Below are 22,885 nucleotides of genomic sequence, written 5' to 3' on the forward strand. Positions count from 1 at the left end.
TTTTTATGCGCATTCATATTCTGGGTATTTGCGGCACGTTTATGGGCGGCCTCGCGATGCTGGCTCGTTCACTCGGCCACGAGGTGACTGGCTCGGACGCCAACGTGTACCCACCAATGAGCACTCTGCTAGAAGAGCAGGGCATTGAATTAATTCAGGGTTACGACCCAAGCCAACTCGATCCGCAGCCGGATCTGGTGATCATCGGCAACGCCATGACGCGTGGAAACCCATGTGTTGAAGCGGTGCTCGAGAAAAGCATTCCTTATATGTCTGGCCCGCAGTGGCTGCACGATTTCGTGCTGCGCGACCGCTGGGTGATTGCCGTGGCGGGAACGCATGGCAAAACCACAACAGCAGGCATGGCGACCTGGATTCTGGAAGCCTGTGGCTACAAGCCTGGCTTCGTGATTGGCGGCGTGCCGGGGAACTTCGATGTTTCTGCACGTCTTGGCGACAGCCCATTCTTCGTGATTGAAGCCGACGAATACGATTGTGCGTTCTTCGACAAGCGTTCCAAATTCGTGCATTACTGCCCGCGTACCTTGATACTCAATAACCTTGAGTTCGACCACGCGGACATTTTTGACGATCTGAAAGCGATTCAGAAACAGTTCCACCATCTGGTGCGTATCGTGCCGGGGCAGGGGAAAATCATCTGGCCTGAAAATGACGCCAACATTAAGCAGACGTTGGCGATGGGTTGCTGGAGCGAGCAAGAACTGGTGGGCGAACAAGGCCACTGGCAGGCGAAGAAACTCAATCCTGACGCATCCAACTGGGAAGTTTATCTGGATGGCGAGCGCGTCGGCGAAGTGCACTGGCAACTGGTTGGCGAGCACAACATGCACAACGGTTTGATGGCGATTGCCGCCGCCCGCCATGTGGGTGTGACGCCAGCAGACGCGGCAAAAGCATTGGACAGCTTCGTGAATGCCCGTCGTCGCCTGGAACTGCGTGGCGAAGAAAACGGCGTGACGGTGTATGACGATTTTGCACATCACCCAACGGCGATTCTGGCAACGCTTGCGGCTTTGCGCGGCAAAGTGGGCGGCACGGCGCGGATTCTGGCGGTGCTTGAGCCTCGCTCCAACACCATGAAAATGGGCCTGAGCAAAGATGACCTTGCGCCATCTTTAGGCCGTGCAGACGAAGTGTTCTTGCTCCAGCCGCCACACATTCCGTGGCAGGTGGTTGAAGTGGCAGAAGCCTGTATTCAGCCTGCGCACTGTAGTGCGGATGTCGATACGCTGGTTGATATGGTGGTGAAAACGGCCCAGCCAGGCGACCATATTCTGGTGATGAGCAACGGTGGTTTCGGTGGGATACATCAGAAATTGCTGGATGGGCTTGCGAAGAAAGCTGAGCAGTAAAGCGCTAACAACCCTCACCCTAACCCTCTCCCTGAGGGAGAGGGTAAAGCCCGATTTTCTCCTTCTCCCTCAGGGAGAAGGTCGGGATGAGGGTAGTTCTTAACCCTGGCTTTCAGCCAGTTCGCGCAGATAAGAGAAAATCTGGCGGTAAGATTTTGGCGGCTTGTTAGCGGCCTTTTCTTTTTGTGCGTTGCGGATCAGAACGCGCAGCTGCTGACGGTCAGCTTCCGGGTAAAGTCTTAACACCTCGGTCATCGCGTCATCACCTTCTTCAACCAGGCGGTCACGCAAAGCTTCCAGTTTATGGAACAGCGCAACCTGCTGGTTGTGACGGTTTTTCAGTTTATCGAGTGCGACGCGGATCGGGTCCATGTCGCGCGAACGCATCATTTTGCCAATCAACTGCACCTGACGGCGACGGCCTTCTTTCTTGATTTTCTGTGCAAGATCAATCGCTGCACGCAAATCTTCATCCAGAGGGATCTTGTCGAGGGCGTTTTTACCCAGGTCCATCAACTCCATACCCAGGCGTTTTAATTCCTCGGCATCACGCTTAATTTCGCTTTTACTGACCCAGATAATCTCATCATCTTCGTCTTCATTTTCGTCATCTGGAACGTCGTCGAGCCAGTCATCGGGCTGCTTAGTCATATTAGGCTCCTTAAAAAAAAGTGGCTAATTCTACCAGTAAAGCCTGTTCACTGCGAAATTGTTCTGTTCTGGGTTAGACTTAATTCACTCACCTTACATTATGGCAGTAGCGATGAAAGTAAACACGCAAGTAGCACAACAACGTCAGGTTCTGGAACAAGCGGTATCTCAGGCGCTGGAACTGGCTTCCGCTCAGTCCGATGGCGCAGAAGTTGCCGTCAGTAAAACCACTGGTATCAGCGTCAGCACGCGATACGGTGAGGTGGAAAACGTCGAATTTAACAGCGATGGTGCGCTAGGCATCACCGTTTATCATCAAAATCGTAAGGGCAGCGCGTCCACCACCGATCTCAGCCCGGACGCCGTGGCGCGTACCGTGCAAGCCGCTCTGGACATCGCTCGTTATACTTCCCCGGACGAATTTGCCGGTGTGGCAGAAAAAGAGTTACTGGCTTTCGAAGCGCCAGATTTGGACTTGTTCCACCCTACAGAAATGGACGCCGACCGCGCCATTGAACTGGCAGCGCGTGCGGAAAACGCCTCTCTGAACGTCGATAAGCGCATCAACAATACCGAAGGCGGCAGTTTCAATAGCCACTACGGCATCAAAGTATTCGGCAACAGCCACGGCATGTTGCAAAGCTATTGCTCCACGCGCCACTCACTTTCGAGCTGCGTGATTGCCGAAGTGAACGGCGAAATGGAGCGTGATTACGCTTACACTATTGGCCGCGCGATGGAAGACCTCGACAGCCCGGAATCAGTCGGTGCCGAATGTGCTCGTCGCACGCTGGCGCGTTTGTCTCCGCGTAAACTTTCCACCATGAAAGCGCCGGTAATCTTTGCTGCCGAAGCCGCAACAGGCCTGTTCGGGCATTTAGTGGGCGCGATTGCCGGTGGCTCGGTTTACCGTAAATCCACCTTCTTGCTCGACTCACTGGGCAAACAAATTTTGCCGGAATGGCTGACCATTGAAGAACATCCGCATTTACTGAAAGGGCTGGCTTCCACGCCGTTCGACAGCGAAGGCGTGCGCACCGAACGTCGCGACATCATCAAAGACGGCATCCTGCAACAGTGGCTGCTGACCAACTATTCTGCACGCAAACTCGGCCTGAAAAGCACCGGCCACGCGGGCGGCATTCACAACTGGCGCATTGAAGGGCGCGGCCTGGATTTCGCGGGTATGCTCAAAGAAATGGGCACCGGCCTGGTGGTGACTGAATTGATGGGCCAGGGCGTCAGCGGTATTACCGGCGACTATTCTCGCGGTGCGTCTGGTTTCTGGGTCGAGAACGGTGAAATTCAATATCCGGTGAGCGAAATCACGATTGCCGGAAATCTTAAAGACATGTGGCGCGAAATGGTCACAATTGGTAGCGATATTGAGAAGCGCAGTAATATTCAATGTGGTTCAGTGCTGTTACCGGAGATGAAAATCGCCGGCCAATAGCAACCGTAAGAGGCGCGACCTGCCGCGCCTTTCTAATAAAAAAGGTGAGTCAATGCGTAAGCAATTAATTGCAATGTTGGCAGTATCTACCGTGTTATTTTCCGCAACGAGCATGGCGAAAGATGTCGGTGACGACATGGATACCATCGCTGAAAACTACAAAACCGTGTTGAAAACCGATAACGCGGCTGAGTTAAAAACGTCCCTCAACAACATGCGTACCGCAGCATTAGATGCGCAAAAAGGCACCCCGCCGAAACTTGAAAGCAAAGCGCCAGACAGTGCTGAGATGAAAGATTATCGCCACGGCCTGGATCTGCTGGTCGGCCAAATCGACGGTGCGCTGAAACTGGCCAACGAAGGCAAAGTGAAAGAAGCACAGGCGGCGGCTGAAGAGTTTAAGACGACACGCAATACCTACCATAAGAAATACCGCTAAGCTCATACTGGCCCTGCCCATTGTCAGGGCCTGAATAAATTCGCTTATCTTATAAGGACATCTGATTTATGAAACCGATTCAAACCTTCATCAAAGGTGCTGCTACTGTTTCCCTGCTGGCATTCAGCATTATGTCCGCCAATGCCGCCGTCCTGCCTGTTGCAGGTGATTTCCAGGCCGATCATTTCTCCGCAAAAATTGTTTCTGTCGATCAAAAAAATCATGTTGTGGTGCTAGAGGGAGCCGAAGGCAAAAAGGTTTCACTCAATGTACCTGAGAATGCCGGTGCGTTGGCTAATTTGAAAGCGGGCGATACGGTAGACACTACCGTGACGCGTTCTGTTGCCATCGCTTTAGATACCAATATTGATAAATCTGCACCAACCGCTTCAACCACCAAAGGGATGGAAAAAGCGACGAGCGGTTCACCTGAGCACGAAGCTTTCCGCCAGGTTAACGTCCAGCTCAAAATTAAACATATCGATCTGAAAAACAATGAAGTGACTTTCGTTGGCCCGAAAGGTCAGGAGAAAGTGGTGAAGGTTGAAGATCCTAAAGTTCAGGCTAAGCTGAAAGACCTTAAAGTCGATCAAAGCGTGCGTGTGACTTATACCGACTCCATTCGTATTACTACTAAATCATAATCACTTGCCCCTCTTTTCCAGCCTGGAAAGAGGGGCTTTTTATCTCTGCTAGCTCACAACTGCTATTCCCGCCTTCTACCCCCGTCACAAAACCCAATATCCATTATTACTCTAAGGCTAATGATTAGTTCCCGAGCTTAATTGATGGTCAGACCTCTGAGGCGCACAATTTAACCAAATTCTACTCATCATCTTTCAAGTTACAGGTGCGTTAGCTTCACTCGCTCACCCGAATCACTTACTCAAGTAAGCTCATCGGGATTTGCTCGTTTGCTGCCTTCCTGCATCTCGAAATCTGTTGAGTATGCAAATCAAAATGATTCTCTGAATCAGGAGGTTAATTATGTTGTCCGGGCAAAACCCAGCTCGAATCTGGAACACACGCCGCACCGAGAAACAGCGTCGTATGGCTTCCACCAACGTGCAGGGCAAGGTGCTTCCAACCGATAGCCTTGTCGAAATGTTGGAAAAACTGATCGCTCCAGGCGATCGCGTGGTGCTTGAAGGCAATAACCAAAAACAAGCGGACTTCCTTTCCCGCATGTTGGCCGAAGTCAACCCATCCAAAGTTCACAACCTGCATATGATTATGCCGAGCGTCGGGCGCAGCGAACACCTTGATATTTTTGAAAAAGGCATCGCACGCAAGCTCGATTTCTCCTTCTCTGGCACCCAAAGCCTGCGCATTTCGCAGCTGCTGGAAGACGGTCAGTTAGAAATTGGCGCAATCCACACTTATATCGAACTCTATTCCCGCTTATACGTCGATCTCGCGCCGAACGTCGCGCTGATTGCCGGTTTCAAAGCCGACCGCAAAGGCAATTTGTATACCGGTGCCAGCACCGAAGATACGCCAGCGCTGGTTGAAGCAGCGGCATTCCACGACGGAATTGTGATCGCCCAGGTTAACGAACTGGTGGATGACGAATGTGATTTACCGCGTGTGGATATTCCCGGTTCGTGGATTGACTACGTGGTTGTGGCGGACAAACCGTTCTTTATCGAGCCGCTGTTTACCCGCGACCCGCGCCTGATTAAGCAAGAACACATCCTGATGGCGATGATGGCAATTAAAGGCATCTACGCGGAACATCAGGTGCAATCGCTCAACCACGGCATCGGCTTCAACACCGCTGCCATCGAACTGCTGCTGCCGACCTACGGCGAACAGCTCGGCCTGAAAGGCAAAATCTGTAAACACTGGACGCTGAACCCGCACCCAACGCTGATTCCGGCTATCGAAAGCGGCTGGGTTGAAACCGTTCACTGCTTCGGCGGCGAACTGGGCATGGAAGAGTACGTGCGCGCTCGCCCGGACGTGTTCTTTACCGGTGCTGACGGTTCCATGCGCTCTAACCGCGCATTCTGCCAGCTGGCAGGGCAGTACGCCGTCGACATGTTTATCGGTTCTACCTTGCAAGTTGATGGTTACGCCAACTCTTCAACGGTGACGCGCGGTCGTTTGTCTGGTTTTGGCGGTGCGCCAAATATGGGCCATGACCCACACGGTCGTCGTCATGCGACTGCCGCCTGGCTGGCGATGCAGGCTCAGCCAGATCTGATGCAGCGCGGTCGCAAGCTCGTGGTGCAGATGGTTGAAACCTTCCAGGCGGGCGTTAAGCCAACGTTTGTTGAAAAACTCGATGCCGTTGATGTGGCGAAAGCCTCCGCGATGCCGCTGGCTCCGGTAATGATTTACGGTGATGACGTGACTCACGTACTGACCGAAGAAGGCATCGCGTATCTGTATCGCGCTGAAAGCCTTGAAGAACGCCGTGCAATGGTCGCCTCCGTGGCGGGTATTACCGACATCGGCCTGGGTGTGGACGCGAAACGTGTTGCTCAACTTCGCCAGAGCGGAAAAGTCGTCTTCCCGGAAGACATGGGTATTCGTCGCACCGACGCCACCCGTTCACTGCTGGCAGCCAGCAGCGTGGCGGATTTAGTCGAGTGGTCTGGCGGCCTGTATAACCCACCTGCGAAATTCCGGAGCTGGTAATGAAATTACAGCCACAAATCGGGGCAGAGGGCAGCGCGCAATGGCTTGCAAGGGTTGCCACCCATAGCCTGATTGATGAAGTGCGTTTAAGCCCAAAACCCGGACTTGTGGACAGCCGGGGAAACGGCGCCCATCACGACCTGACTTTGGCGTTGATGGAGCGTTCGGCACACAGCCTTTCCCCGACATTTCATGCTCTGGCATTACAAAGCTGGCAGCGTCCGGCCGATATCGCTCTGCGTCAGCTCGTTGGCCGTTTAGGTCGCGAAGGTGAAGTCCAGATGATGGCGGCTACAGGCGGAGTGAATACTCACCGGGGCGCTATCTGGGCACTGGGTTTACTGGTTGCCGCAGCAGCAATGCACGGCTGTGAAGGCAGCAGTTCGCAGATTGCGGCCAGTGCCGCAAAACTTGCCAGCCTGCCGGACAGCTCGGCACCAAAAGTTTTCAGTAAGGGGTTACGCGCCACTCGCCGGTATCAGGTTCCTGGCGCTCGCGAAGAAGCGCAACTGGGCTTCCCGCACATCATGAATCTGGCCTTGCCGCAACTGCGTCGCAGCCGCCAGAACGGGGCAACGGAGCAGCAGGCGCGTCTTGATGCGCTGATGGCCATCATGACTTCGCTGAGCGATACCTGCGTGTTGTCTCGCGCCGGGCTTGAAGGGCTGGAAACCATGCAAAACGGTGCGCGTAGCGTGCTGGTGGCAGGCGGCACGGCAACGGTCGAAGGCCGTGCGGCGCTGGCCTGGCTCGATAAAGCGATGCTGGCCCTTAACGCCTCACCGGGCGGTGCCGCAGATTTGCTGGCCGCCACACTGCTGATTGACCGCATCGCCTGCGATGACGCATCAGTTACCCCATTACCGCAACATTCACACTTTTAAGAGGGTGTTATGGAACACATTACGTTGTCATTTCCGGCAACTCGCACCGTTAGCGGCAAAGCGCTGGCGGGTGTAGTTGGCTCCGGTGATATGGAAGTTCTGTTTACCGCGACTCAGGGCGACATCCTGACTATCGCCATTACCACGTCTGTTGATAACAGCGAGCAGCGCTGGAAAGCCCTGTTTGAGCGCCTCGGCGCACTGAGCAGCATTCCCGCCGGGCAGATGCAAATCCACGATTTCGGCGCAACGCCAGGCGTGGCACGCATCCGTATCGAACAAGTTTTTGAAGAGGTGAGCCATGCGTAACGACAGCAGCTTTATCGAACTCAAAGCGCGCGAACGTGCTCGCCTGCTGCTGGATGACGGCAGTTTCCGCGAATTGCTCGACCCGTTCGAAGGCATCGTTTCCCCGTGGCTAGAAGCGCAGGGCATCGTGGTGCAGTCTGACGACGGCATGGTCGTTGCCAAAGGCACCATTAATGGCGGCCCGGCGGTGGTGATTGCTATCGAAGGCGCTTTCCAGGGCGGCAGCATGGGCGAAGTCTCCGGCGCGAAAATGGCCGCAGCGCTTGAACTGGCAGCCGAAGATAACCGCAACGGCATTCCGACTCAGGCCGTTTTATGCCTCGAAACCGGCGGCGTGCGCTTACAAGAAGCGAACCTCGGCCTTGCGGCAATCGCTGATATTCACGCAGCGATCGTGGATTTGCGCCGTTACACGCCAGTTATCGGCGTCGTTGCAGGAACAGTTGGTTGCTTTGGCGGGATGTCTATCGCCGCCGCACTGTGCAGCCACTTAATCGTGACTCGCGAAGCGCGTCTGGGCCTGAATGGCCCGCAGGTTATCGAACAGGAAGCGGGTATCGATGAATACGATTCACGTAACCGTCCGTTTATCTGGAGCATGACCGGCGGCGAAGTTCGCTATGAAAGCGGCCTGGTGGAAACGCTGGTGGGCGATGGCGTTAACGCGGTTAAAGAAGCGGTTAACGCGGCAATCGCGCAAGGCGTTCCGGCGCAACATCGCACCGATAACTATGCCTGGTATCTCGAACGCCTGAGCAATTTCGACACCACGAAACAGGCTGATTCCGAACAGATTAAACAGCTTTTTGGGGAGAAACGCGCATGAGCCAGAAACTGAATCGCGCCGCCATTTGGTTGGACAAACTCACTGCTAACGCACCGCGTATGGCTGGCCTGTGTGCTTCCGTACAAGTTGCCGACGGCAGCGTAGATGGCAAAGCCGCGCGTTTTATCGCGGTAGTACCAGACGAAAACAACCATTATCCACGCGCTAAAGGCGGGGAAGTGGGTCTGCTCGAAGGCTGGACGCTGGCGAAAGTCGTTAGCGAAACCATCGCCGAAGATGCTGAAAAATCAGAGAAACGCGCCATCGTGGCGGTGATCGACGTTCCGAGCCAGGCTTATGGCCGTCGCGAAGAAGCGTTCGGTATCCACCAGGCTCTGGCCGGTGCGGCAGCGGCTTACGCCAATGCGCGTCTGGCGGGCCACCCGGTTGTGGGCCTGATTGTTGGCAAAGCGATGTCCGGTGCGTTCCTGGCACACGGCTACCAGGCAAACCGCCTGATTGCTTTCAACGATTCCGGCGTGATGATCCACGCGATGGGTAAAGAGTCCGCAGCACGTATCACGCTGCGTACCGTGGAAGCGCTGGAAAAACTGGCCGCCACCATCCCGCCGATGGCGTATGACATCAGCAACTACGAAACCCTCGGTCTGTTATCTGCATTGCTTGAAATTGCTAATCCAGAAGCGCCGCAAAGCGACGATATGGACAAAGTGAATGCCGCGCTGGTCACGGCTGTTCGTGAAGCGCGTACCGATAACACCCTGAAAAACAGACTGAATGCGAAGAATCGCCATAGCTCGGCGTTGGTTCGTGAGCGTATGCGCGCAGCCTGGTAGTTGCGATAGAGTTTAAAAAGACAGACCTGCCAGACGGTAATCATGGGCACCGTTAGAGTGCCCAATAAAAATTAACCGCCTGAAAATAATAACCATCGCACCGGTGCTGGAATTCTTTTTTTAACTACAGGTGAAGTTATGACTTACGTAATTGTTCATGCGCTTGCGCCCATTTTTGTCATCATGCTGCTCGGCTTTATTGCGGGTAAAGCGAAGATGGTCGATAACAAAAATGTTTCCCTGCTCAATATCTTTGTAATGGATTTCGCCCTGCCAGCCGCGCTGTTTAGCGCAACGGTTCAGACTCCGTGGGCAGGTATCGTCAAACAGTCACCGATGAGTGTGGTGCTGGTTCTAGCGATGTGGATTACCTACGCTGCGATTTATTTCCTGGCGACCAAAGTATTCAAAAAATCTCCGCAGGATGCGGCTGTACTGACATTGACTGTTGCGTTACCGAACTATGCGGCACTTGGCCTGCCAATTCTGGGCAGCGTTCTGGGTGAAGGTTCTGCCACTTCACTTTCCGTTGCGGTTTCTATCGCCTGTGGTTCTGTGTTGATGACACCGTTCTGCCTGATGATTCTTGAGCGTGAAAAAGCGCGTGCGGCTGGCGAATCCGTCGGTTCTACCCTCGCCATGCTGCCGGTTCTGATGTGGCGTTCGCTGAAAAAACCTATCGTCTGGGGCCCGCTGCTGGGTGTGATTTTATCCGCGATTGGCATTCGTATGCCTGACTTGCTGCTGTCAGCCATCAAACCGTTGGGTATGTCTGCGACCGCTGCGGCACTGTTCCTGACCGGTGTGATCCTTTCTGCTCGTAAGCTGAAAATCAACACCGTGGTGTGCGTTGCGACCGTGACCAAACTGCTGATTCAGCCATTCATCGCATGGGGTATCGTGCTGGCGTTGGGTCTGACTGGGCCGGTGGCTATCACCGCAATCCTGATGATTGCGCTGTCTGCGGGCTTCTTCGGTGTGGTATTCGGCAACCGTTTCGGCGTGCAATCGCCGGATGCAGAAGCTGTCTTGCTGCTTAGCTCCGTGCTCTCTATCCTGTCGTTACCGCTGTTTATCTCTCTGACTTCAGGAATGTAAATCATGAACACACCATGTCCCCACGACTTACTCTGGCTTAGCGACCGTGATGCGCTCGAAGATGTGAGCGAAGAGTGGGTGGCAAGCCAGTGGCGGCCTCAGCTTCCGGTGGTGGTGCGACGTGATGTGAATCGTGAAGGGCGCATTCCGGTAGGTGTTCGTGGAATGCGCCGCGATCAGCGGGCAGCCGGATGGGCGAACGCCGCAAAAGTTAAACGTGTCGTTTCCCCGGAATCTCTGGCTTCCCGCGATTTGTTAGTCAAATCTCCGTTTGTTTCGATGCCGCCTGTTCAGGGGGCAATTCAACTCGCACTGCGTGAATGGCCCTGGGTTTGGGGCATTACCGGAAGCGTTGGCTACGCGCTGGCGACGGAAGTCCCGGTGCTTCATGCACAAAGCGATCTCGACTTAATCATCCGTTGCCCCGAGCGCGTTGCGTGTGAAGCATTGCTGGAATGGCAGCAAGTTATCGGCCAGTTGTTATGCCGCGCTGATACGCAAATCGAAACGCCGCAGGGCGCTTTTGCGCTGGCAGAATGGTTACGCGACGGACGTGTATTGCTGAAAACCAACAGCGGGCCACAGCTGGTGAGTGACCCGTGGGCACTAAAGGGATAAGCATGAAAATTCTCTTCACTTTCCCCGGACAGGGAACGCAACGTGCTGGTATGTTGCAGAAGTTACCGCAAGATGGCGACATAATGGCGCGTGTTCGCGCTGTATTGGGCGATGAAACCGATACGCTCGATACCGAAGAAGTCCTAAAACATACTCGCGCCGTTCAGCTTTGCCTGTTGATTGCTGGCGTGGCTTGTGCCGAAGAACTCGAGCGCAACGGCGTGCTGCCCGATATGGTCTGCGGATTGTCTATTGGTGCATTTCCGGCGGCTGTGGTGGCCGGGGCATTAAGTTTTGAAGACGCACTGCGTTTAGTCGCGCTGCGTGGTGATTTAATGGAGCAGGCATATCCGCAAGGTTATGGTTTGACGGCAATTACTGGCTTGCAACTCAATCAGGTTGAGCGGCTGGTGGAAAGCAGCGGAACGTACATCGCCAATATCAACGCCGAGCAGCAAATCGTGATTGCCGGGCGTGAAGAAGACATGGCTGCCATGGCGCAAAAAGCGCTGGCATCTGGCGCGCAGAAAGCCAAACAACTGGCGGTTAGCGTGCCGTCGCACTGCGAATTACTGGCTGAACCTGCACGAAAACTGCAACAGGCATTTGCTGATGTAACGCTGAATCGCCCGCGCTGCACGTATCTCAGCGGCAGCACCGCTCGCGTGGCCTGGCAACCTGAGCAAATTGCTGAAGATTTGGCGCTGAATATGTCGCGCACCGTGCGCTGGCGTGATGCGATGATTGCCGCCAACGAACGCGATGTCCGTCTGGCGATTGAAATGCCGCCGGGCAGCGTGCTGACAGGACTCACGCGCCAGGCATTCCGCGAGGGTGAAATGGTTTGTGCAGAAAACAACAGCGTGACGGTGCTCCAGCGTCTCGCCGAACGGACTAAAGCGGCGCGTTAGGCTTCTCAACAAACGAGCGGGCGTACATACGCCCTTCGGCAGCCAGCGCCAGCAGGTTTGGATCGTGTTCGCGGTTGCGGGCAAAGACAATCGCGATGGATTGTTGCATTTGATAAGGCTCGGCCAGTTTCAACATTTGTACTGAATTTTCATACACTTTCTTCATGCGTCCCGGCATTAACGACAATCCCACTCCCGCCTGCACCAGACTCAACATCGAGAAAATATCGTTTACCCGCGTCACAATTTCTGGCTCAAAACCGGCGATGTGAAACGCTTCCTGGAAGCCGTTGTAAGTCGCAAACCCTTCCGCTAATGAAACGAACTTTTCGTTATGGTAATCACGAAGATCGGCCAGTTTGCGGGTATCGAGCGGGAATGTGCTGGAAGCCGCGAGGAAAATGTCATCCTGGAATAAAGGCAACACTTCAAGATGATTACGGTCGATCTCGCCTTCTGAAATAGAAATCAAAATCGCATCCAGCACGCCATCTTCAAGCATGTTTAATAACATCTGATTGGAACCCATGGTGAGATCCATTTCCAGTTCCGGGCGGCGTAACTTCATGCCCATAATCAGGCGCGGCACCGTTTCAAGCGTTAACGAATACAGCGTACCAATGCGCAAACGCCCTTGCCCGACACCGGCGGCTTGCCGTGTTTCCACAATCCCGCGCGCCATCAATTCCACCGCTTCTTTACTGTGTTCCAGCAGGGTTAAAGCCGCTGGCAGTGGCACCAGATTACGGCCTTTATGGATAAACAGCGGGCAGCGCACGCCTTCTTCAAGCGTATGAAGCGCACGATGCACGCTCACACCGCTGATCCCCAGCGCCTCGGCGGTGCGGGCAATATTTCCCTTTTCCATAAACGACATGAATATTTCGAGTTTTCGGAAAGTGATTTCTGCGTCTATTTTCATGGATTTTCTGGATCTGTCGCCCCGGTAAGTTCGCCATAAAGTACCTTAAAACCGCTTGAGCTTCACGGGCTGAAATCTTTTCAGGCCTGATAACTGCGCCTGAACCGTAAAGAAAAGTCAGTTTTAAGCCCTTTTATGAGTGTGGTTTTGAGATCTAAATTACAAAATGAATCAAAACTCCGATTTATATGAAATATCGTTTCATTTCTGATTCATTCAATGCGTAAATACCTCGGAAACGAAATAGTACCACTCAGAAATCATGGATAAGGGGCTTTAAGGATGCTGCATTTGAAACATGTTTTGCCAAAAATTTCGCTGGTTGCTACAGCCGTTGCGGCGACAATTTTATTGAGCGGATGTGGCGATGACGCTGCACCGGCGGGCACCGTAACGCTGAAAACCGCATTTAACCAATCTGAAAATAACCCACAATACAAAGCGTTAGTTTCTTTCAGCGACAAACTGGAAGCCGCGACTAATGGCCGTTACAAATTAGAAATCCATCCGAATGAGTTGTTGGGCGACCAGCGTGCTTCGCTGGAACTGGTTCAGTCCGGTGCGATTCAAATGGCGGTTGTCGCCAACCCGCTGGTGGAAAACTTCAACAAAAACTTCTCTGTTCTGGCGATGCCGTATGTTTACGACAACCCGGAACATCAGCGCAAAGTGTTTACGTCTGGCGTGTTAGACAGCCTGTTTGCTTCCACCAAAGGCACTGGTTTTGAAGTCGTCACCGCATATACCGCTGGCGCACGCAGCGTGTACACCAAAGGTGCCGCTGTTAAGAACCCTTCAGACATGCAGGGCAAGAAAATCCGCGTGATGCAGTCTGACACGATGATCAAAATGCTGAGCTGCATGGGCGGAACGGGTGTGCCGATGGGCCAGGGCGAAGTTTATTCTGCGATTCAGCAGGGTGTTTTAGACGGTGCTGAAAACAACGAAATCACCTACGCAGACCTCAAGCAATACGAAGTCGCGCCTTACTTCTCCACCACTCGTCACGTGATGGTGGCCGATTTGTTGGTCGCGAATGAAAGCTTCCTCGCAAAAATGGATGAAGGTGACCGCGAGCTGTTCCGCAAATTAGCCAAAGAAAGTACTCAGACTCAGTTTGAACTGTGGGACAAAGCGCTCGATGGCGCGCGTCAGGTCGCGAAGGACAATGGGGCAACGTTCACCGAAGTGGATATCAAACCATTCCAGGAACGCTGCAAACCTCTGCAATCCGCCATGTTGACCACCCCGGAACAAAAAGCGTTGTACGAAAAAATTCGTGAGTTGGCCGAGTAATACGGCTTGAAGTCAGGGGGATCTTTGGATCCCCCGTGGAGATAAAAATGAAAGTTGACCAGTCCATTCCCTCCGTCGCCGCCTCTAAATCTGATTTTTATTCACTTGTGACTCGAGTAAAACAGGGCGTCGATAAAGTTGCGTCGTATCTGTGTATTTTGATTGTAGGTTTAATGACATTGCTGGTGACCTGGCAGGTCGCTTCCCGATATTTATTTAATAGCCCAAGTGCAGTCAGTGAAGTACTGGCGCGTTATTTGTTTATCTGGTTAGTGCTTATAGGCGGGGCGTATGTTTTTGGCCTGCGTGAGCATATGGCGATTACCTTTATGCGTGACAAAATGCCGCGTAAATTACGTCTTTCACTGGAAGTGATTGGCGAGCTTGCCACATCTGTCTTTGCATTACTGGTTTTGACTATCGGCGGTTATATCGGCATGAGTCGTCAGATGATGCAGCTTGATTCCGCATTACAAATTCCTATCGGCATTATCTACATTGCGATTCCGCTCAGTGGCGCAATGACGCTGTTCTACTGCCTGTATAACCAATATGGGCTGTTCAGAAAGTTCTCTTCGAAACAAGATTGATTGGGTGGCGACATGGATATTGCAATTATTGTTGCGCTGGTAATGTTTAGCGGCGTATTTATTTTACTGTTGGCGGGAACGCCAATTAGTATCAGTATTGGTATTTCGTCATTTGCGGCGATGTGCCTTATTTTACCTTTCGATGGCGCGATATTAACCTCCGCCCAGCGTGTTTTTGTGGGCCTTGATTCCTTTGCATTATTAGCCATTCCCTTCTTTATTCTAGCGGGCAATTTAATGAACAATGGCGGGATAGCCATTCGTTTAATTAACTGCGCCAAAATGATCAGTAACTTCCTGCCAGGCCCGTTGGCGCAAACCAACGTAGTTGCCAACATGCTGTTTGGCTCCATCAGTGGTTCTGGTGTGGCATCAGCAGCGGCAGTCGGCGGCATCATGTCGCCGATTCAGAAAAAAGAGCAGTATGACCCGGCGTTTAGCGCGGCGGTGAATATCGCTTCTGCACCAACGGGTATGCTGATTCCGCCAAGCAATTCACTGATTGTTTACGCCACCGTAGCGGGCAGCGTGTCTATTTCCGCCCTGTTTATGGCGGGTTATGTACCCGGTATTCTGTGGGGTTTAGGCGTGATGCTGGTTGCCGGTTTTATTGCTAAACGCCGTGGCTATGTGGCAGATCGTTCGGCAAATAAAGGCCAGACGCTGCGTATTTTGTTTGATGCGATTCCAAGCCTGATGATGATTGTCGTGGTTATCGGCGGCATTTTGGGTGGCATCTTTACCGCAACAGAAGCCTCAGCGATTGCGGTGGTTTATTCGCTGGTGCTCGGCATTATTTACCGCAATATTAAAATTGACGACTTGCCGAAGATATTCCTCGCCACCGCAAAAATGACGGCGATTGTTATTTTCATGCTGGCGGCGTCGTCGATTATGTCGTGGGTAATGGCCTTCACCAAAATCCCTGCGCTGATTGCCTCCGGTTTACTTTCAGCAACCGATAGCTTTATCGTTATTCTGCTGATCATGAACCTGGTATTACTGCTGGTGGGCACCTTTATGGACCCAACGCCTGCGGTATTAATCTTCACCCCAATTTTCCTGCCAATCTGCATGCAATTTGGAATGGACCCGGTGCATTTCGGTATCATGATGGTGTTTAACTTGTCGCTCGGCACAATAACGCCACCGGTAGGGCCAATCTTATTTACCGGCTGTAAAGTCGGGGATATTAAGATAGAGCGCGTGATTAAACCGCTGCTGCCATTCTTTGCGGTGATTGCGATTGTTCTGATGATGGTAACGTATTTACCGGCTATCACCATGGCTCTGCCACAGAGCATGGGTTTGGTGAAGTAACTAAAACAGGCGGGGAATTCCCCGCCAATGATTAATGTGCCGCCAACTCCTGGAAGAAAGCAGGGTTGGCCTGGATAGTTGCCAGCACCTTTGCAGCAAGTCCGGTTGGGTTACGCCTGCCGGACTCCCAGCTTTTGATGGTATCACCCGCTCGTAGATATAGATTTAAAGCTGGAATGCCACGCTTTTGCCGTTCGGGAGTATTACGTCAATAATCACTTTTCCACCTAACCCTGTGACATAACGTTTTAGCGTGGAGAGTCGAGGATCGTTTTCTGGGTTTTCCATTTTCGCCAGGGTCGGCTGAGACACGCCAATCGTACGGGCCAGCTCCGTTTGAGATAGATTTAGTTCTTCCCGCAGTTTAGACAGGAGCAATTCCTGGCGTATTTCTTGAATTTTCTGAGCGACTTGATATTGGATCTCCGGGCTTTCCTGGGCGAGTAACTCTTTGTAAGTCGACATGTTAATTCCTCTGGCACGAGAGATGTTTATAGTATTCCGATTCAGCCAGTCGAATCATCTTCTGGTAAAAGCTTTTTTCATTCTGGCCTGCTTTACAACCAGCACATAGGATAATGGCGCGGCGAGAGGGAGCAAAAATGAAAAAAGCTCGAATGGGGTCTCCGGCATGCTGGATACGTAGTTCTTTCATATTCGCAAATTCAGATCCGTTGAGAGTATCTACATAAGGCCGACCCAGTAATGGTCCAGATTCTTCGAGAATGCCTATTGCAGCCAATACGTTGACCCGCACTGCTTTATCCTGCGCTAAATACCACTCATCAAAAACATCCGTTGTAATGACTTCCCACATACTTTCTTCCCATAGCCTAAAGGCTATAAATGAATCATAGCTTTTTGGCTATGAAATGAAAAGAGGTCATTTTACGAGCATCTTGTTTTCTACCTAACACCAGGTTCACCCACTGCGGCATGCCTCGCAGACAATTCATTTCATCAGAAAAAATCCCCACCATAAGCCTTTCCAATACTTCCCCAAAAATTCCGTTCCCGTCACAAATTCACTCAAAAACTATCACTGAGATCGCTCACTTAAGCATTGCTAATGCGTGACTGTAATCACACTAAACCAGCCAATCGTCACGATTACGGCCATTTTTGTGGCGCAAATCACTATTGATGCCGGGATTTCCACTTCAAAGTGGAAAACAACTCGCTACAAACCTTTAACCCTGCCCGATACCTTAAAAGCCTGACAGCGAAGAGGGGCGTAGTGTGAATGACGGAGCGGTAATGGTTAATGAAGCCGGGAGTACCGAGGAGACGCGACTCACGGAACGGGCGTTGGCGTTTATCAATACGCTGCTGAAGAACAGAAACATCACGCCGAATGCGGTGCAGGAACAGATGCTGACATCCCACGTTCGCGCCATGGCTCATCGGTCTTTGACCGGCGAACCGCTGCCCGAAGTGGAAGAGAGTTTGTTTGAGGAAATCTCGGCTGACTCGCTGGAGATGGCGAAAGAAGTGGTGGAACAGTTTGGCAATCTGCCGGTTGAAGAGGCGTGGTTGCTGTCGGTGCATTTTGAAGTCGCGAAAGACAATCTTTGAATAATCAGGAGAAACACATGGAACAAATTACCGTAGTCATTGGCGATCGTCTGGGAAAAGGCCAGAAAGTGGCGGCAGGGATTGAAAAAGCGGGTGGTCGTGCCGTGGTGATTCCTGGGGTTGCCGCTGATATGAAACTGGGCGACGTGATGAAAGCAGAAAATGCCACTTTTGGTATCTCTTTCTGCGGCAGCGGTGGCGCGGGCGCTATCACCGCGCAAACCAAACATGGCTACAAAGCCAAGTACGGCATGCGTTCAGTGGATGAAGGCGTGACGGCAATCAACGAAGGCAACAACGTGTTGGGCTTCGGTTTTATGGATAAAGAAGAGCTGGGCGAGCGTCTGGTGCAAGCCTGGGCCAAGAAGTACGGTCAGTGAGTATGAAAGAACACTTCTCCGAAACGGTGCGAGTGAAAGGGCGCGGCGATACCAAAGCCAAAGCCTTTGCTGATGCCCTGAATCATGTTCAGGGCTCGGTGATGAAATCTTCTCCCCACATTTTACTGCGTATTGAGCCACAGGATGTGCAGGTTGTTCAGGCGCGAGTTCAGGTCAAGAAAGAGGCGTTTTTGTTCTTCTTTCTCAAGCGAGAAAAACAGATGTTCAGCGTGGAGCTGGATGTTTCAGTCAACGTGACGGCCATAAATATGGACAAAGTTGAGTTCTCCACAACCTAAAAATCACACAGAAAGGACAGACAGATGTTCTTAATAATATTAATAAAATCGCTCATTATCGGCGGCCTGGTAGGTGTTGGCGTTGGCGCCGGGGCGGCTCGTATGTTTCATGCGCCGACCACTCAAGGGATGGGCGCTTTTCGTACTCTCGGAGAGCTAAATTCCTGCGAAGGCGATCCGGCTTCACACTTCTCATTTGGTTTAGGTTTCTTCTTCAACGCCTGGGCGTCGTCCGTTGCGGCGGGTGCTTTTACTCAGGATGTTGACCACCGCATCATCCCAAACTGGGGTGCCGCCGCGTTGATGGTGAAAAACCGTAACGTCGCCGAAACCCTGCATGACCCGAAAAAGATGGCTATCGCCTGCGGCATCATCGGCATGATTGTCGTCGCCTTCCTTAACAGCACGGCTTCAGCGGTTCCGGCGGCATTGCAGGTGACGGCGGTGAAAGTGTTGGTGCCTGCGGCAAACCTGCTGGTTAACACCGTGATGCCGGTAATCTTCTGGCTGGCGGCGATTGATGCCGGTAAGAAATCAGGCTTCTGGGCGACTATTTTCGGCGGCTGCGCGCAGCTGATTATGGGCAACGCCGTACCGGGCCTGGTGCTGGGCATCCTGATTGGTAAAGGTGTGGAAGAGAGCGGCTGGAACCACGTCACCAAAGTGATGATGGTGGCGATTATCGCGCTGTTTGTACTGAGCGGGTTCTTCCGTGGTTTCGATATGAAGATGATCGAATCCTTCCATCTGACCGTGCCGAACTGGCTGGACTTAATCCATAACTCGCTGAGCGGAAAATAAGGGGCCGATGATGGAAGAGAATAAAGGTTTTTGGTACGCCGACTGGTCTTTCCCGATTTTCGTTGGCCTGCTTTCATCCGGCGTGTTCGCCGGGACACACATGTATTACCTCTACGGAATCGGCGCGTTTAACGAAGTAGCGTTTGTTTCCATGCTGCGTGCCGGGATTGATACCGGCGTCTACGGCGCGGTGGCGGCGTTTGGCGCGAGCTTCCTGTTTGCGAGGATCATCGAAGGATCGTTAGTCGGGATCCTGGATATCGGTGGGGCGATTCAGACCGGTGTCGGGCTGGGCGTTCCAGCGCTGTTACTCGGCGCGGGGATCGTTTTCCCGGTGGCCAACTTCGCCGCTTCGCTGGCAACCGGCCTGGTGATTGGCCTGGCGATCGGTTACCTGATCATTCTGGCGCGTAAATTCACCATCAATCAGAGCAACTCCACCTACGGCGCTGACGTGATGATGGGCGCGGGTAACGCATCCGGCCGCTTCCTCGGGCCATTGATTATCCTCAGCGCAATGGCCGCATCGATCCCCATCGGCATCGGTTCGTTGATCGGTTCGCTGCTGTTTTATCTGTGGAACAAACCGATTACCGGTGGCGCAATTCTTGGCGCGATGATCTTTGGGGCATTCTTCCCGATCGCTTTGTAGAACTTTTTGGCGGATGGCGCGAACCATCCGCCAGCGAGGAAAAATCATGTACGACTTAATCCTGCGCAACGCCCGCCTGGTGGACGATACGGTTATCGACATTGCGCTCAAGGACGGCAAAATTGCAGCGCTGGGCGAAGTAACGGGCGAAACACGCGAACAACGCCAGCTCAACGGCGAGTATTACGTCAGCGCCGGTTGGATTGATTCCCACGTTCACTGTTACCAAAAATCTCCTATTTATCATGACGAACCCGATAGCATCGGCATTCATACGGGCGTGACGACTGTCGTCGATGCCGGAAGCACCGGTGCGGATGATATTGACGAGTTTTACGAGCTGACTCGCAAAGCCGTGACGGATGTTTACGCGCTGCTGAACATCTCAAAAGTGGGGCTGATCGCGCAAAACGAGCTGTCGAATATGGCAAATATCGACAAAGTGGCGGTGCGCGATGCCGTCAAACGCCACCCTGATTTTATCGTCGGTATTAAAGCGCGGATGAGCAGCAGCGTGGTGGGTGCCAACGGTATTAAGCCGCTTGAAATCGCTAAAGAAATCCAGCGTGAAAATGGCGATTTGCCGCTGATGGTACACATCGGCAATAACCCACCGGATCTCGATGAAATCACCGATTTACTGACCCGCGGCGACATCATTACTCACTGCTACAACGGTAAACCGAACCGCATTCTGACGCCTGCAGGCGAATTACGGGCGTCGGTTTCCAGCGCCATACAGCGCGGTGTGCGGCTCGACGTCGGCCACGGCACCGCCAGTTTCAGCTTTGAAGTGGCGAAAATCGCCATCGGCAAAGGGATTTTGCCGCACACCATCAGCTCCGATATTTACTGCCGCAATCGCATTAACGGCCCGGTTCACAGCCTCGGCGTGGTGATGTCCAAATTCCTCTCCATCGGTATGTCTCTACCGCAAGTGATTGATTGTGTTACCGCTCACGCTGCCGATGGCCTGCGCCTGGCAAGCAAAGGGCGTTTGTCGCCTGGCCTCGACGGTGACCTGACCATTTTTGCCAAACGCCGCCAGCCGACGGTATTTACCGATTCCGAAAATCAGACGCTCCAGGGCGAAAAACTGCTGGTGGCTCTTGCCGCAGTCCGCGCCGGGAAGTGGTTTATGACCGAACAAGGGAAAGCAGAACATGTCTTCGATTTATGAGAAATACAATTTAAAACAAGTGATTAATGCATCTGGTCGCATGACCGCTCTCGGTGTTTCTACCCCGCGCCCGGAAGTCGTAGACGCCGTGACGAACGGTATGAATCACTACTTCGAAATGAAAGACCTGGTAAACAAAACCGGGGAATACATCGCAAAACTGCTTGATGTGGAAGCGGCGACGGTTGTTTCCTGTGCATCGGCGGGAATCGCGCAATCGGTGGCAGCGGTGCTGGTGAAAGACAACGCCTGGCTGATTGAAAACCTGCATGGTACGCCGCTTGAGAACAACGAAATCGTGTTGCCGAAAGGCCACAACGTGAACTTTGGCGCACCCGTGGGCACCATGGTTTATCTCGGCGGCGGTAAAGTCGTTGAAGCGGGTTACGCCAACGAGTGTTCTGCCGACCAGTTAGCTGCGGCAATTTCCCCGCGCACGGCGGCGATTCTGTATATCAAATCGCACCACTCGGTACAGAAAAGCATGCTCAGCGTTGAGCAAGCCGCCGTGGTTGCTCGCAAACATAACCTGCCATTAATTGTTGATGCTGCTGCCGAAGAAGATTTGCAATGCTACTACCGCGCCGGTGCGGATTTGGTGATTTACAGCGGAGCCAAAGCCATTGAAGGGCCAACCAGTGGCCTGGTGATTGGCAAAGCGCAATATATCGAGTGGGTAAAACTGCAAACCAGCGGAATTGGCCGCGCCATGAAAGTGGGCAAAGAAGGCATTCTTGGCCTGACCTGCGCCATCGAACACTATTTGACGGCGGAAAAAGAGAGCGGCGCACAGATGGTGGAAAAAATGACACCGTTTATCGCTAACCTCAACACGCTCGAGGGCATCACAGCCCGCGTGGTGTGGGACGCAGCCGGTCGCGACATCGCCCGTACTGAAATTAAGTTTGATGAAGCGGCGATTGGCGTCAGCACCGTCGAGTTGGTGAGCGCCCTGAAACAGGGCGAATATGCGATTTTCTTCCGTGGCTACAAAGCCAACGAAGGGATTATCGAAGCCGATGTGCGCAGCGTCAGTCCGCAGCAGTTAGAGATTATTTATCACAGCATCAAAGCATTGGTCAGCAAGGAGAAACAGGCATGAAATTAACCCCGAATTTTTATCGTGACCGTGTTTGCCTGAACGTGCTGGCAGGTTCGAAAGACAATGCGAAAGCCATTTTTGACGCTGCCGAAGGGCATGTGCTGGTCGGTGTGCTTTCTAAAAACTACCCGGATGTTGCCAGTGCCGTTGCGGATATGCGCGAATATGCGGCGTTGATCGACAATGCGCTCTCTGTTGGTCTGGGCGCAGGCGACCCGAATCAATCGGCGATGGTCAGTGAAATCTCCCGCCAGGTGCAGCCGCAGCACGTAAACCAGGTGTTTACTGGCGTCGGCACAAGCCGTGCGTTGCTTGGGCAAAACGACAGTGTGGTCAACGGCCTGGTTTCGCCAACCGGCACGGTCGGCATGGTGAAAATTTCCACCGGCCCGTTGAGTTCTGGCGCGCCAGACGGCATCGTACCTGTCGAAACCGCCATTAAGCTGCTGAAAGATATGGGCGGCAGTTCGATTAAATACTTCCCGATGGGCGGGCTTGAATGCCGTGATGAGTTTGAAGCGGTGGCGAAAGCCTGTGCGGAGCACGATTTCTGGCTTGAGCCGACCGGCGGAATTGACCTTGAGAACTATGAAGAAATTCTCAGGATCGCGCTGGATGCTGGCGTGAGCAAAATCATTCCGCATATTTACAGTTCGATTATTGATAAAGCGAGCGGCAATACGCGCCCGGAAGATGTGCGCACGTTGCTGGAAATGACGAAGAAACTGGTCGGCTAAAACCACCCTCACCCCGGCCCTCTCCCTGA

At 52.9% G+C, this 22,885-nt stretch carries 28 protein-coding genes and 1 pseudogene; 24 read left to right on the forward strand and 5 right to left on the reverse strand.

Annotated features, from left to right (window positions below; genetic code table 11):
- Positions 1 to 5: 5 nt before the first annotated feature.
- Positions 6 to 1,373 (forward strand): UDP-N-acetylmuramate:L-alanyl-gamma-D-glutamyl-meso-diaminopimelate ligase, encoded by a 1,368-nt coding sequence (mpl, locus tag D6029_RS15575; protein WP_120065624.1) that lies wholly within the window; start codon positions 6 to 8, stop codon positions 1,371 to 1,373.
- Between the two features lie 99 nt (positions 1,374 to 1,472).
- Here mpl and yjgA read toward each other — a convergent pair whose 3' ends face one another.
- Complete coding sequence (gene yjgA, locus D6029_RS15580; protein WP_120065599.1) at positions 1,473 to 2,024, reverse strand: ribosome biogenesis factor YjgA; 552 nt, start codon at positions 2,022 to 2,024, stop codon at positions 1,473 to 1,475.
- Between the two features lie 100 nt (positions 2,025 to 2,124).
- Between yjgA and pmbA the strand changes: the two genes are divergently transcribed.
- From pmbA to mdcH, 11 genes are all read left to right on the forward strand, one after another.
- Positions 2,125 to 3,477 carry a metalloprotease PmbA gene (gene pmbA, locus D6029_RS15585; protein WP_120065600.1) on the forward strand — a complete coding sequence of 451 codons (1,353 nt, stop codon included), beginning with the start codon at positions 2,125 to 2,127 and terminating at the stop codon, positions 3,475 to 3,477.
- Positions 3,478 to 3,529: 52 nt separating this feature from the next.
- Complete coding sequence (gene cybC, locus D6029_RS15590) at positions 3,530 to 3,916, forward strand: cytochrome b562 (RefSeq protein ID WP_120065601.1); 387 nt, start codon at positions 3,530 to 3,532, stop codon at positions 3,914 to 3,916.
- 68 nt (positions 3,917 to 3,984) lie between these two features.
- Positions 3,985 to 4,560: a hypothetical protein gene (locus D6029_RS15595; RefSeq protein WP_120065602.1), complete on the forward strand. Its 576-nt coding sequence runs from the start codon at positions 3,985 to 3,987 to the stop codon at positions 4,558 to 4,560.
- Between the two features lie 343 nt (positions 4,561 to 4,903).
- Complete coding sequence (mdcA, locus tag D6029_RS15600; RefSeq protein WP_120065603.1) at positions 4,904 to 6,559, forward strand: malonate decarboxylase subunit alpha; 1,656 nt, start codon at positions 4,904 to 4,906, stop codon at positions 6,557 to 6,559.
- Positions 6,559 to 7,443, forward strand: coding sequence for a triphosphoribosyl-dephospho-CoA synthase (locus D6029_RS15605; RefSeq protein ID WP_120065604.1), 885 nt, complete (start codon positions 6,559 to 6,561; stop codon positions 7,441 to 7,443). The genes mdcA and D6029_RS15605 overlap by 1 nt, the downstream gene beginning before the upstream one ends.
- A gap of 9 nt (positions 7,444 to 7,452) precedes the next feature.
- Entirely contained in the window at positions 7,453 to 7,752 is a 300-nt protein-coding gene (gene mdcC / locus D6029_RS15610; RefSeq protein WP_120065605.1) for a malonate decarboxylase acyl carrier protein, read from the forward strand.
- Positions 7,745 to 8,578 (forward strand): biotin-independent malonate decarboxylase subunit beta, encoded by an 834-nt coding sequence (locus D6029_RS15615; protein ID WP_120065606.1) that lies wholly within the window; start codon positions 7,745 to 7,747, stop codon positions 8,576 to 8,578. The genes mdcC and D6029_RS15615 overlap by 8 nt, the downstream gene beginning before the upstream one ends.
- A complete protein-coding gene (gene mdcE / locus D6029_RS15620; protein WP_120065607.1) occupies positions 8,575 to 9,375 on the forward strand; it encodes a biotin-independent malonate decarboxylase subunit gamma in 801 nt (266 codons plus the stop codon). The genes D6029_RS15615 and mdcE overlap by 4 nt, the downstream gene beginning before the upstream one ends.
- A gap of 138 nt (positions 9,376 to 9,513) precedes the next feature.
- The gene (locus tag D6029_RS15625; protein WP_120065608.1) at positions 9,514 to 10,473 is read left to right on the forward strand and encodes an AEC family transporter; all 960 of its coding nucleotides are present in this window, start codon (positions 9,514 to 9,516) and stop codon (positions 10,471 to 10,473) included.
- Positions 10,474 to 11,091, forward strand: coding sequence for a malonate decarboxylase holo-ACP synthase (locus tag D6029_RS15630; protein WP_120065609.1), 618 nt, complete (start codon positions 10,474 to 10,476; stop codon positions 11,089 to 11,091).
- Positions 11,092 to 11,093: 2 nt separating this feature from the next.
- A complete protein-coding gene (mdcH, locus tag D6029_RS15635; protein ID WP_120065610.1) occupies positions 11,094 to 12,002 on the forward strand; it encodes a malonate decarboxylase subunit epsilon in 909 nt (302 codons plus the stop codon).
- On the opposite strand, the gene D6029_RS15640 is transcribed toward mdcH, so the two are convergent.
- Complete coding sequence (locus tag D6029_RS15640) at positions 11,986 to 12,924, reverse strand: LysR family transcriptional regulator (protein ID WP_120065611.1); 939 nt, start codon at positions 12,922 to 12,924, stop codon at positions 11,986 to 11,988. The genes mdcH and D6029_RS15640 overlap by 17 nt on opposite strands.
- Positions 12,925 to 13,206: 282 nt before the next feature.
- Here D6029_RS15640 and D6029_RS15645 point away from each other — a divergent pair, with 282 nt between their 5' ends.
- Genes D6029_RS15645 through D6029_RS15655 form a run of 3 tightly spaced genes read left to right on the forward strand, consistent with a single transcriptional unit; the run spans position 13,207 to position 16,130 of the window.
- Positions 13,207 to 14,220 carry a TRAP transporter substrate-binding protein gene (locus tag D6029_RS15645; RefSeq protein WP_120065612.1) on the forward strand — a complete coding sequence of 338 codons (1,014 nt, stop codon included), beginning with the start codon at positions 13,207 to 13,209 and terminating at the stop codon, positions 14,218 to 14,220.
- Between the two features lie 47 nt (positions 14,221 to 14,267).
- Complete coding sequence (locus D6029_RS15650) at positions 14,268 to 14,810, forward strand: TRAP transporter small permease (RefSeq protein WP_120065613.1); 543 nt, start codon at positions 14,268 to 14,270, stop codon at positions 14,808 to 14,810.
- Positions 14,811 to 14,822: 12 nt separating this feature from the next.
- Complete coding sequence (locus tag D6029_RS15655; protein ID WP_120065614.1) at positions 14,823 to 16,130, forward strand: TRAP transporter large permease; 1,308 nt, start codon at positions 14,823 to 14,825, stop codon at positions 16,128 to 16,130.
- A 31-nt stretch (positions 16,131 to 16,161) separates the two neighbouring features.
- Here D6029_RS15655 and D6029_RS15660 read toward each other — a convergent pair.
- The 3 genes and pseudogenes from D6029_RS15660 to D6029_RS15670 form a co-directional block, all read right to left on the reverse strand.
- Positions 16,162 to 16,275, reverse strand: a pseudogene (locus D6029_RS15660) (NadS family protein); the annotation flags it as partial.
- A gap of 20 nt (positions 16,276 to 16,295) precedes the next feature.
- Positions 16,296 to 16,595: a helix-turn-helix domain-containing protein gene (locus D6029_RS15665; RefSeq protein WP_120065615.1), complete on the reverse strand. Its 300-nt coding sequence runs from the start codon at positions 16,593 to 16,595 to the stop codon at positions 16,296 to 16,298.
- A 1-nt stretch (position 16,596) separates the two neighbouring features.
- Positions 16,597 to 16,947 carry a type II toxin-antitoxin system RelE/ParE family toxin gene (locus D6029_RS15670; protein ID WP_120065616.1) on the reverse strand — a complete coding sequence of 117 codons (351 nt, stop codon included), beginning with the start codon at positions 16,945 to 16,947 and terminating at the stop codon, positions 16,597 to 16,599.
- A 256-nt stretch (positions 16,948 to 17,203) separates the two neighbouring features.
- Between D6029_RS15670 and D6029_RS22540 the strand changes: the two genes are divergently transcribed.
- Genes D6029_RS22540 through dagF form a run of 9 tightly spaced genes read left to right on the forward strand, consistent with a single transcriptional unit; the run spans position 17,204 to position 22,856 of the window.
- Positions 17,204 to 17,350, forward strand: coding sequence for a hypothetical protein (locus D6029_RS22540; protein ID WP_167456015.1), 147 nt, complete (start codon positions 17,204 to 17,206; stop codon positions 17,348 to 17,350).
- A 37-nt stretch (positions 17,351 to 17,387) separates the two neighbouring features.
- A complete protein-coding gene (locus D6029_RS15675) occupies positions 17,388 to 17,705 on the forward strand; it encodes a PRD domain-containing protein (protein WP_120065617.1) in 318 nt (105 codons plus the stop codon).
- Between the two features lie 17 nt (positions 17,706 to 17,722).
- Positions 17,723 to 18,085, forward strand: coding sequence for an SFCGS family glycine-rich protein (locus D6029_RS15680; RefSeq protein WP_034492950.1), 363 nt, complete (start codon positions 17,723 to 17,725; stop codon positions 18,083 to 18,085).
- 2 nt (positions 18,086 to 18,087) lie between these two features.
- Entirely contained in the window at positions 18,088 to 18,384 is a 297-nt protein-coding gene (locus D6029_RS15685; protein WP_120065618.1) for a DUF4312 family protein, read from the forward strand.
- 24 nt (positions 18,385 to 18,408) lie between these two features.
- Complete coding sequence (locus tag D6029_RS15690; RefSeq protein ID WP_120065619.1) at positions 18,409 to 19,185, forward strand: DUF4311 domain-containing protein; 777 nt, start codon at positions 18,409 to 18,411, stop codon at positions 19,183 to 19,185.
- A 10-nt stretch (positions 19,186 to 19,195) separates the two neighbouring features.
- Positions 19,196 to 19,837 carry a DUF4310 family protein gene (locus D6029_RS15695; protein WP_120065620.1) on the forward strand — a complete coding sequence of 214 codons (642 nt, stop codon included), beginning with the start codon at positions 19,196 to 19,198 and terminating at the stop codon, positions 19,835 to 19,837.
- Between the two features lie 46 nt (positions 19,838 to 19,883).
- Positions 19,884 to 21,017, forward strand: coding sequence for an amidohydrolase/deacetylase family metallohydrolase (locus tag D6029_RS15700; RefSeq protein WP_120065621.1), 1,134 nt, complete (start codon positions 19,884 to 19,886; stop codon positions 21,015 to 21,017).
- Positions 21,001 to 22,119, forward strand: a complete 1,119-nt coding sequence (locus D6029_RS15705) for a DgaE family pyridoxal phosphate-dependent ammonia lyase (RefSeq protein ID WP_120065622.1) — start codon at positions 21,001 to 21,003, stop codon at positions 22,117 to 22,119. The genes D6029_RS15700 and D6029_RS15705 overlap by 17 nt, the downstream gene beginning before the upstream one ends.
- The gene (dagF, locus tag D6029_RS15710; protein ID WP_120065623.1) at positions 22,116 to 22,856 is read left to right on the forward strand and encodes a 2-dehydro-3-deoxy-phosphogluconate aldolase; all 741 of its coding nucleotides are present in this window, start codon (positions 22,116 to 22,118) and stop codon (positions 22,854 to 22,856) included. The genes D6029_RS15705 and dagF overlap by 4 nt, the downstream gene beginning before the upstream one ends.
- The last annotated feature ends 29 nt before the right edge of the window (positions 22,857 to 22,885 follow it).

The sequence above is a fragment of the Buttiauxella izardii genome, from assembly GCF_003601925.1.
Lineage (GTDB): Bacteria > Pseudomonadota > Gammaproteobacteria > Enterobacterales > Enterobacteriaceae > Buttiauxella > Buttiauxella izardii.

Excerpts from the sequence above, each read along its gene's own strand:
- mpl (WP_120065624.1), top strand. The coding sequence starts at position 6 with ATGCGCATTCATATTCTGGGTATTTGCGGCACGTTTATGGGCGGCCTC.
- yjgA (WP_120065599.1), bottom strand. The coding sequence starts at position 2,024 with ATGACTAAGCAGCCCGATGACTGGCTCGACGACGTTCCAGATGACGAA.
- pmbA (WP_120065600.1), top strand. The coding sequence starts at position 2,125 with ATGGCAGTAGCGATGAAAGTAAACACGCAAGTAGCACAACAACGTCAG.
- cybC (WP_120065601.1), top strand. The coding sequence starts at position 3,530 with ATGCGTAAGCAATTAATTGCAATGTTGGCAGTATCTACCGTGTTATTT.
- D6029_RS15595 (WP_120065602.1), top strand. The coding sequence starts at position 3,985 with ATGAAACCGATTCAAACCTTCATCAAAGGTGCTGCTACTGTTTCCCTG.
- mdcA (WP_120065603.1), top strand. The coding sequence starts at position 4,904 with ATGTTGTCCGGGCAAAACCCAGCTCGAATCTGGAACACACGCCGCACC.
- D6029_RS15605 (WP_120065604.1), top strand. The coding sequence starts at position 6,559 with ATGAAATTACAGCCACAAATCGGGGCAGAGGGCAGCGCGCAATGGCTT.
- mdcC (WP_120065605.1), top strand. The coding sequence starts at position 7,453 with ATGGAACACATTACGTTGTCATTTCCGGCAACTCGCACCGTTAGCGGC.
- D6029_RS15615 (WP_120065606.1), top strand. The coding sequence starts at position 7,745 with ATGCGTAACGACAGCAGCTTTATCGAACTCAAAGCGCGCGAACGTGCT.
- mdcE (WP_120065607.1), top strand. The coding sequence starts at position 8,575 with ATGAGCCAGAAACTGAATCGCGCCGCCATTTGGTTGGACAAACTCACT.
- D6029_RS15625 (WP_120065608.1), top strand. The coding sequence starts at position 9,514 with ATGACTTACGTAATTGTTCATGCGCTTGCGCCCATTTTTGTCATCATG.
- mdcH (WP_120065610.1), top strand. The coding sequence starts at position 11,094 with ATGAAAATTCTCTTCACTTTCCCCGGACAGGGAACGCAACGTGCTGGT.
- D6029_RS15640 (WP_120065611.1), bottom strand. The coding sequence starts at position 12,924 with ATGAAAATAGACGCAGAAATCACTTTCCGAAAACTCGAAATATTCATG.
- D6029_RS15645 (WP_120065612.1), top strand. The coding sequence starts at position 13,207 with ATGCTGCATTTGAAACATGTTTTGCCAAAAATTTCGCTGGTTGCTACA.
- D6029_RS15650 (WP_120065613.1), top strand. The coding sequence starts at position 14,268 with ATGAAAGTTGACCAGTCCATTCCCTCCGTCGCCGCCTCTAAATCTGAT.
- D6029_RS15655 (WP_120065614.1), top strand. The coding sequence starts at position 14,823 with ATGGATATTGCAATTATTGTTGCGCTGGTAATGTTTAGCGGCGTATTT.
- D6029_RS15665 (WP_120065615.1), bottom strand. The coding sequence starts at position 16,595 with ATGTCGACTTACAAAGAGTTACTCGCCCAGGAAAGCCCGGAGATCCAA.
- D6029_RS15670 (WP_120065616.1), bottom strand. The coding sequence starts at position 16,947 with ATGTGGGAAGTCATTACAACGGATGTTTTTGATGAGTGGTATTTAGCG.
- D6029_RS15675 (WP_120065617.1), top strand. The coding sequence starts at position 17,388 with ATGGTTAATGAAGCCGGGAGTACCGAGGAGACGCGACTCACGGAACGG.
- D6029_RS15680 (WP_034492950.1), top strand. The coding sequence starts at position 17,723 with ATGGAACAAATTACCGTAGTCATTGGCGATCGTCTGGGAAAAGGCCAG.
- D6029_RS15685 (WP_120065618.1), top strand. The coding sequence starts at position 18,088 with ATGAAAGAACACTTCTCCGAAACGGTGCGAGTGAAAGGGCGCGGCGAT.
- D6029_RS15690 (WP_120065619.1), top strand. The coding sequence starts at position 18,409 with ATGTTCTTAATAATATTAATAAAATCGCTCATTATCGGCGGCCTGGTA.
- D6029_RS15695 (WP_120065620.1), top strand. The coding sequence starts at position 19,196 with ATGGAAGAGAATAAAGGTTTTTGGTACGCCGACTGGTCTTTCCCGATT.
- D6029_RS15700 (WP_120065621.1), top strand. The coding sequence starts at position 19,884 with ATGTACGACTTAATCCTGCGCAACGCCCGCCTGGTGGACGATACGGTT.
- D6029_RS15705 (WP_120065622.1), top strand. The coding sequence starts at position 21,001 with ATGTCTTCGATTTATGAGAAATACAATTTAAAACAAGTGATTAATGCA.
- dagF (WP_120065623.1), top strand. The coding sequence starts at position 22,116 with ATGAAATTAACCCCGAATTTTTATCGTGACCGTGTTTGCCTGAACGTG.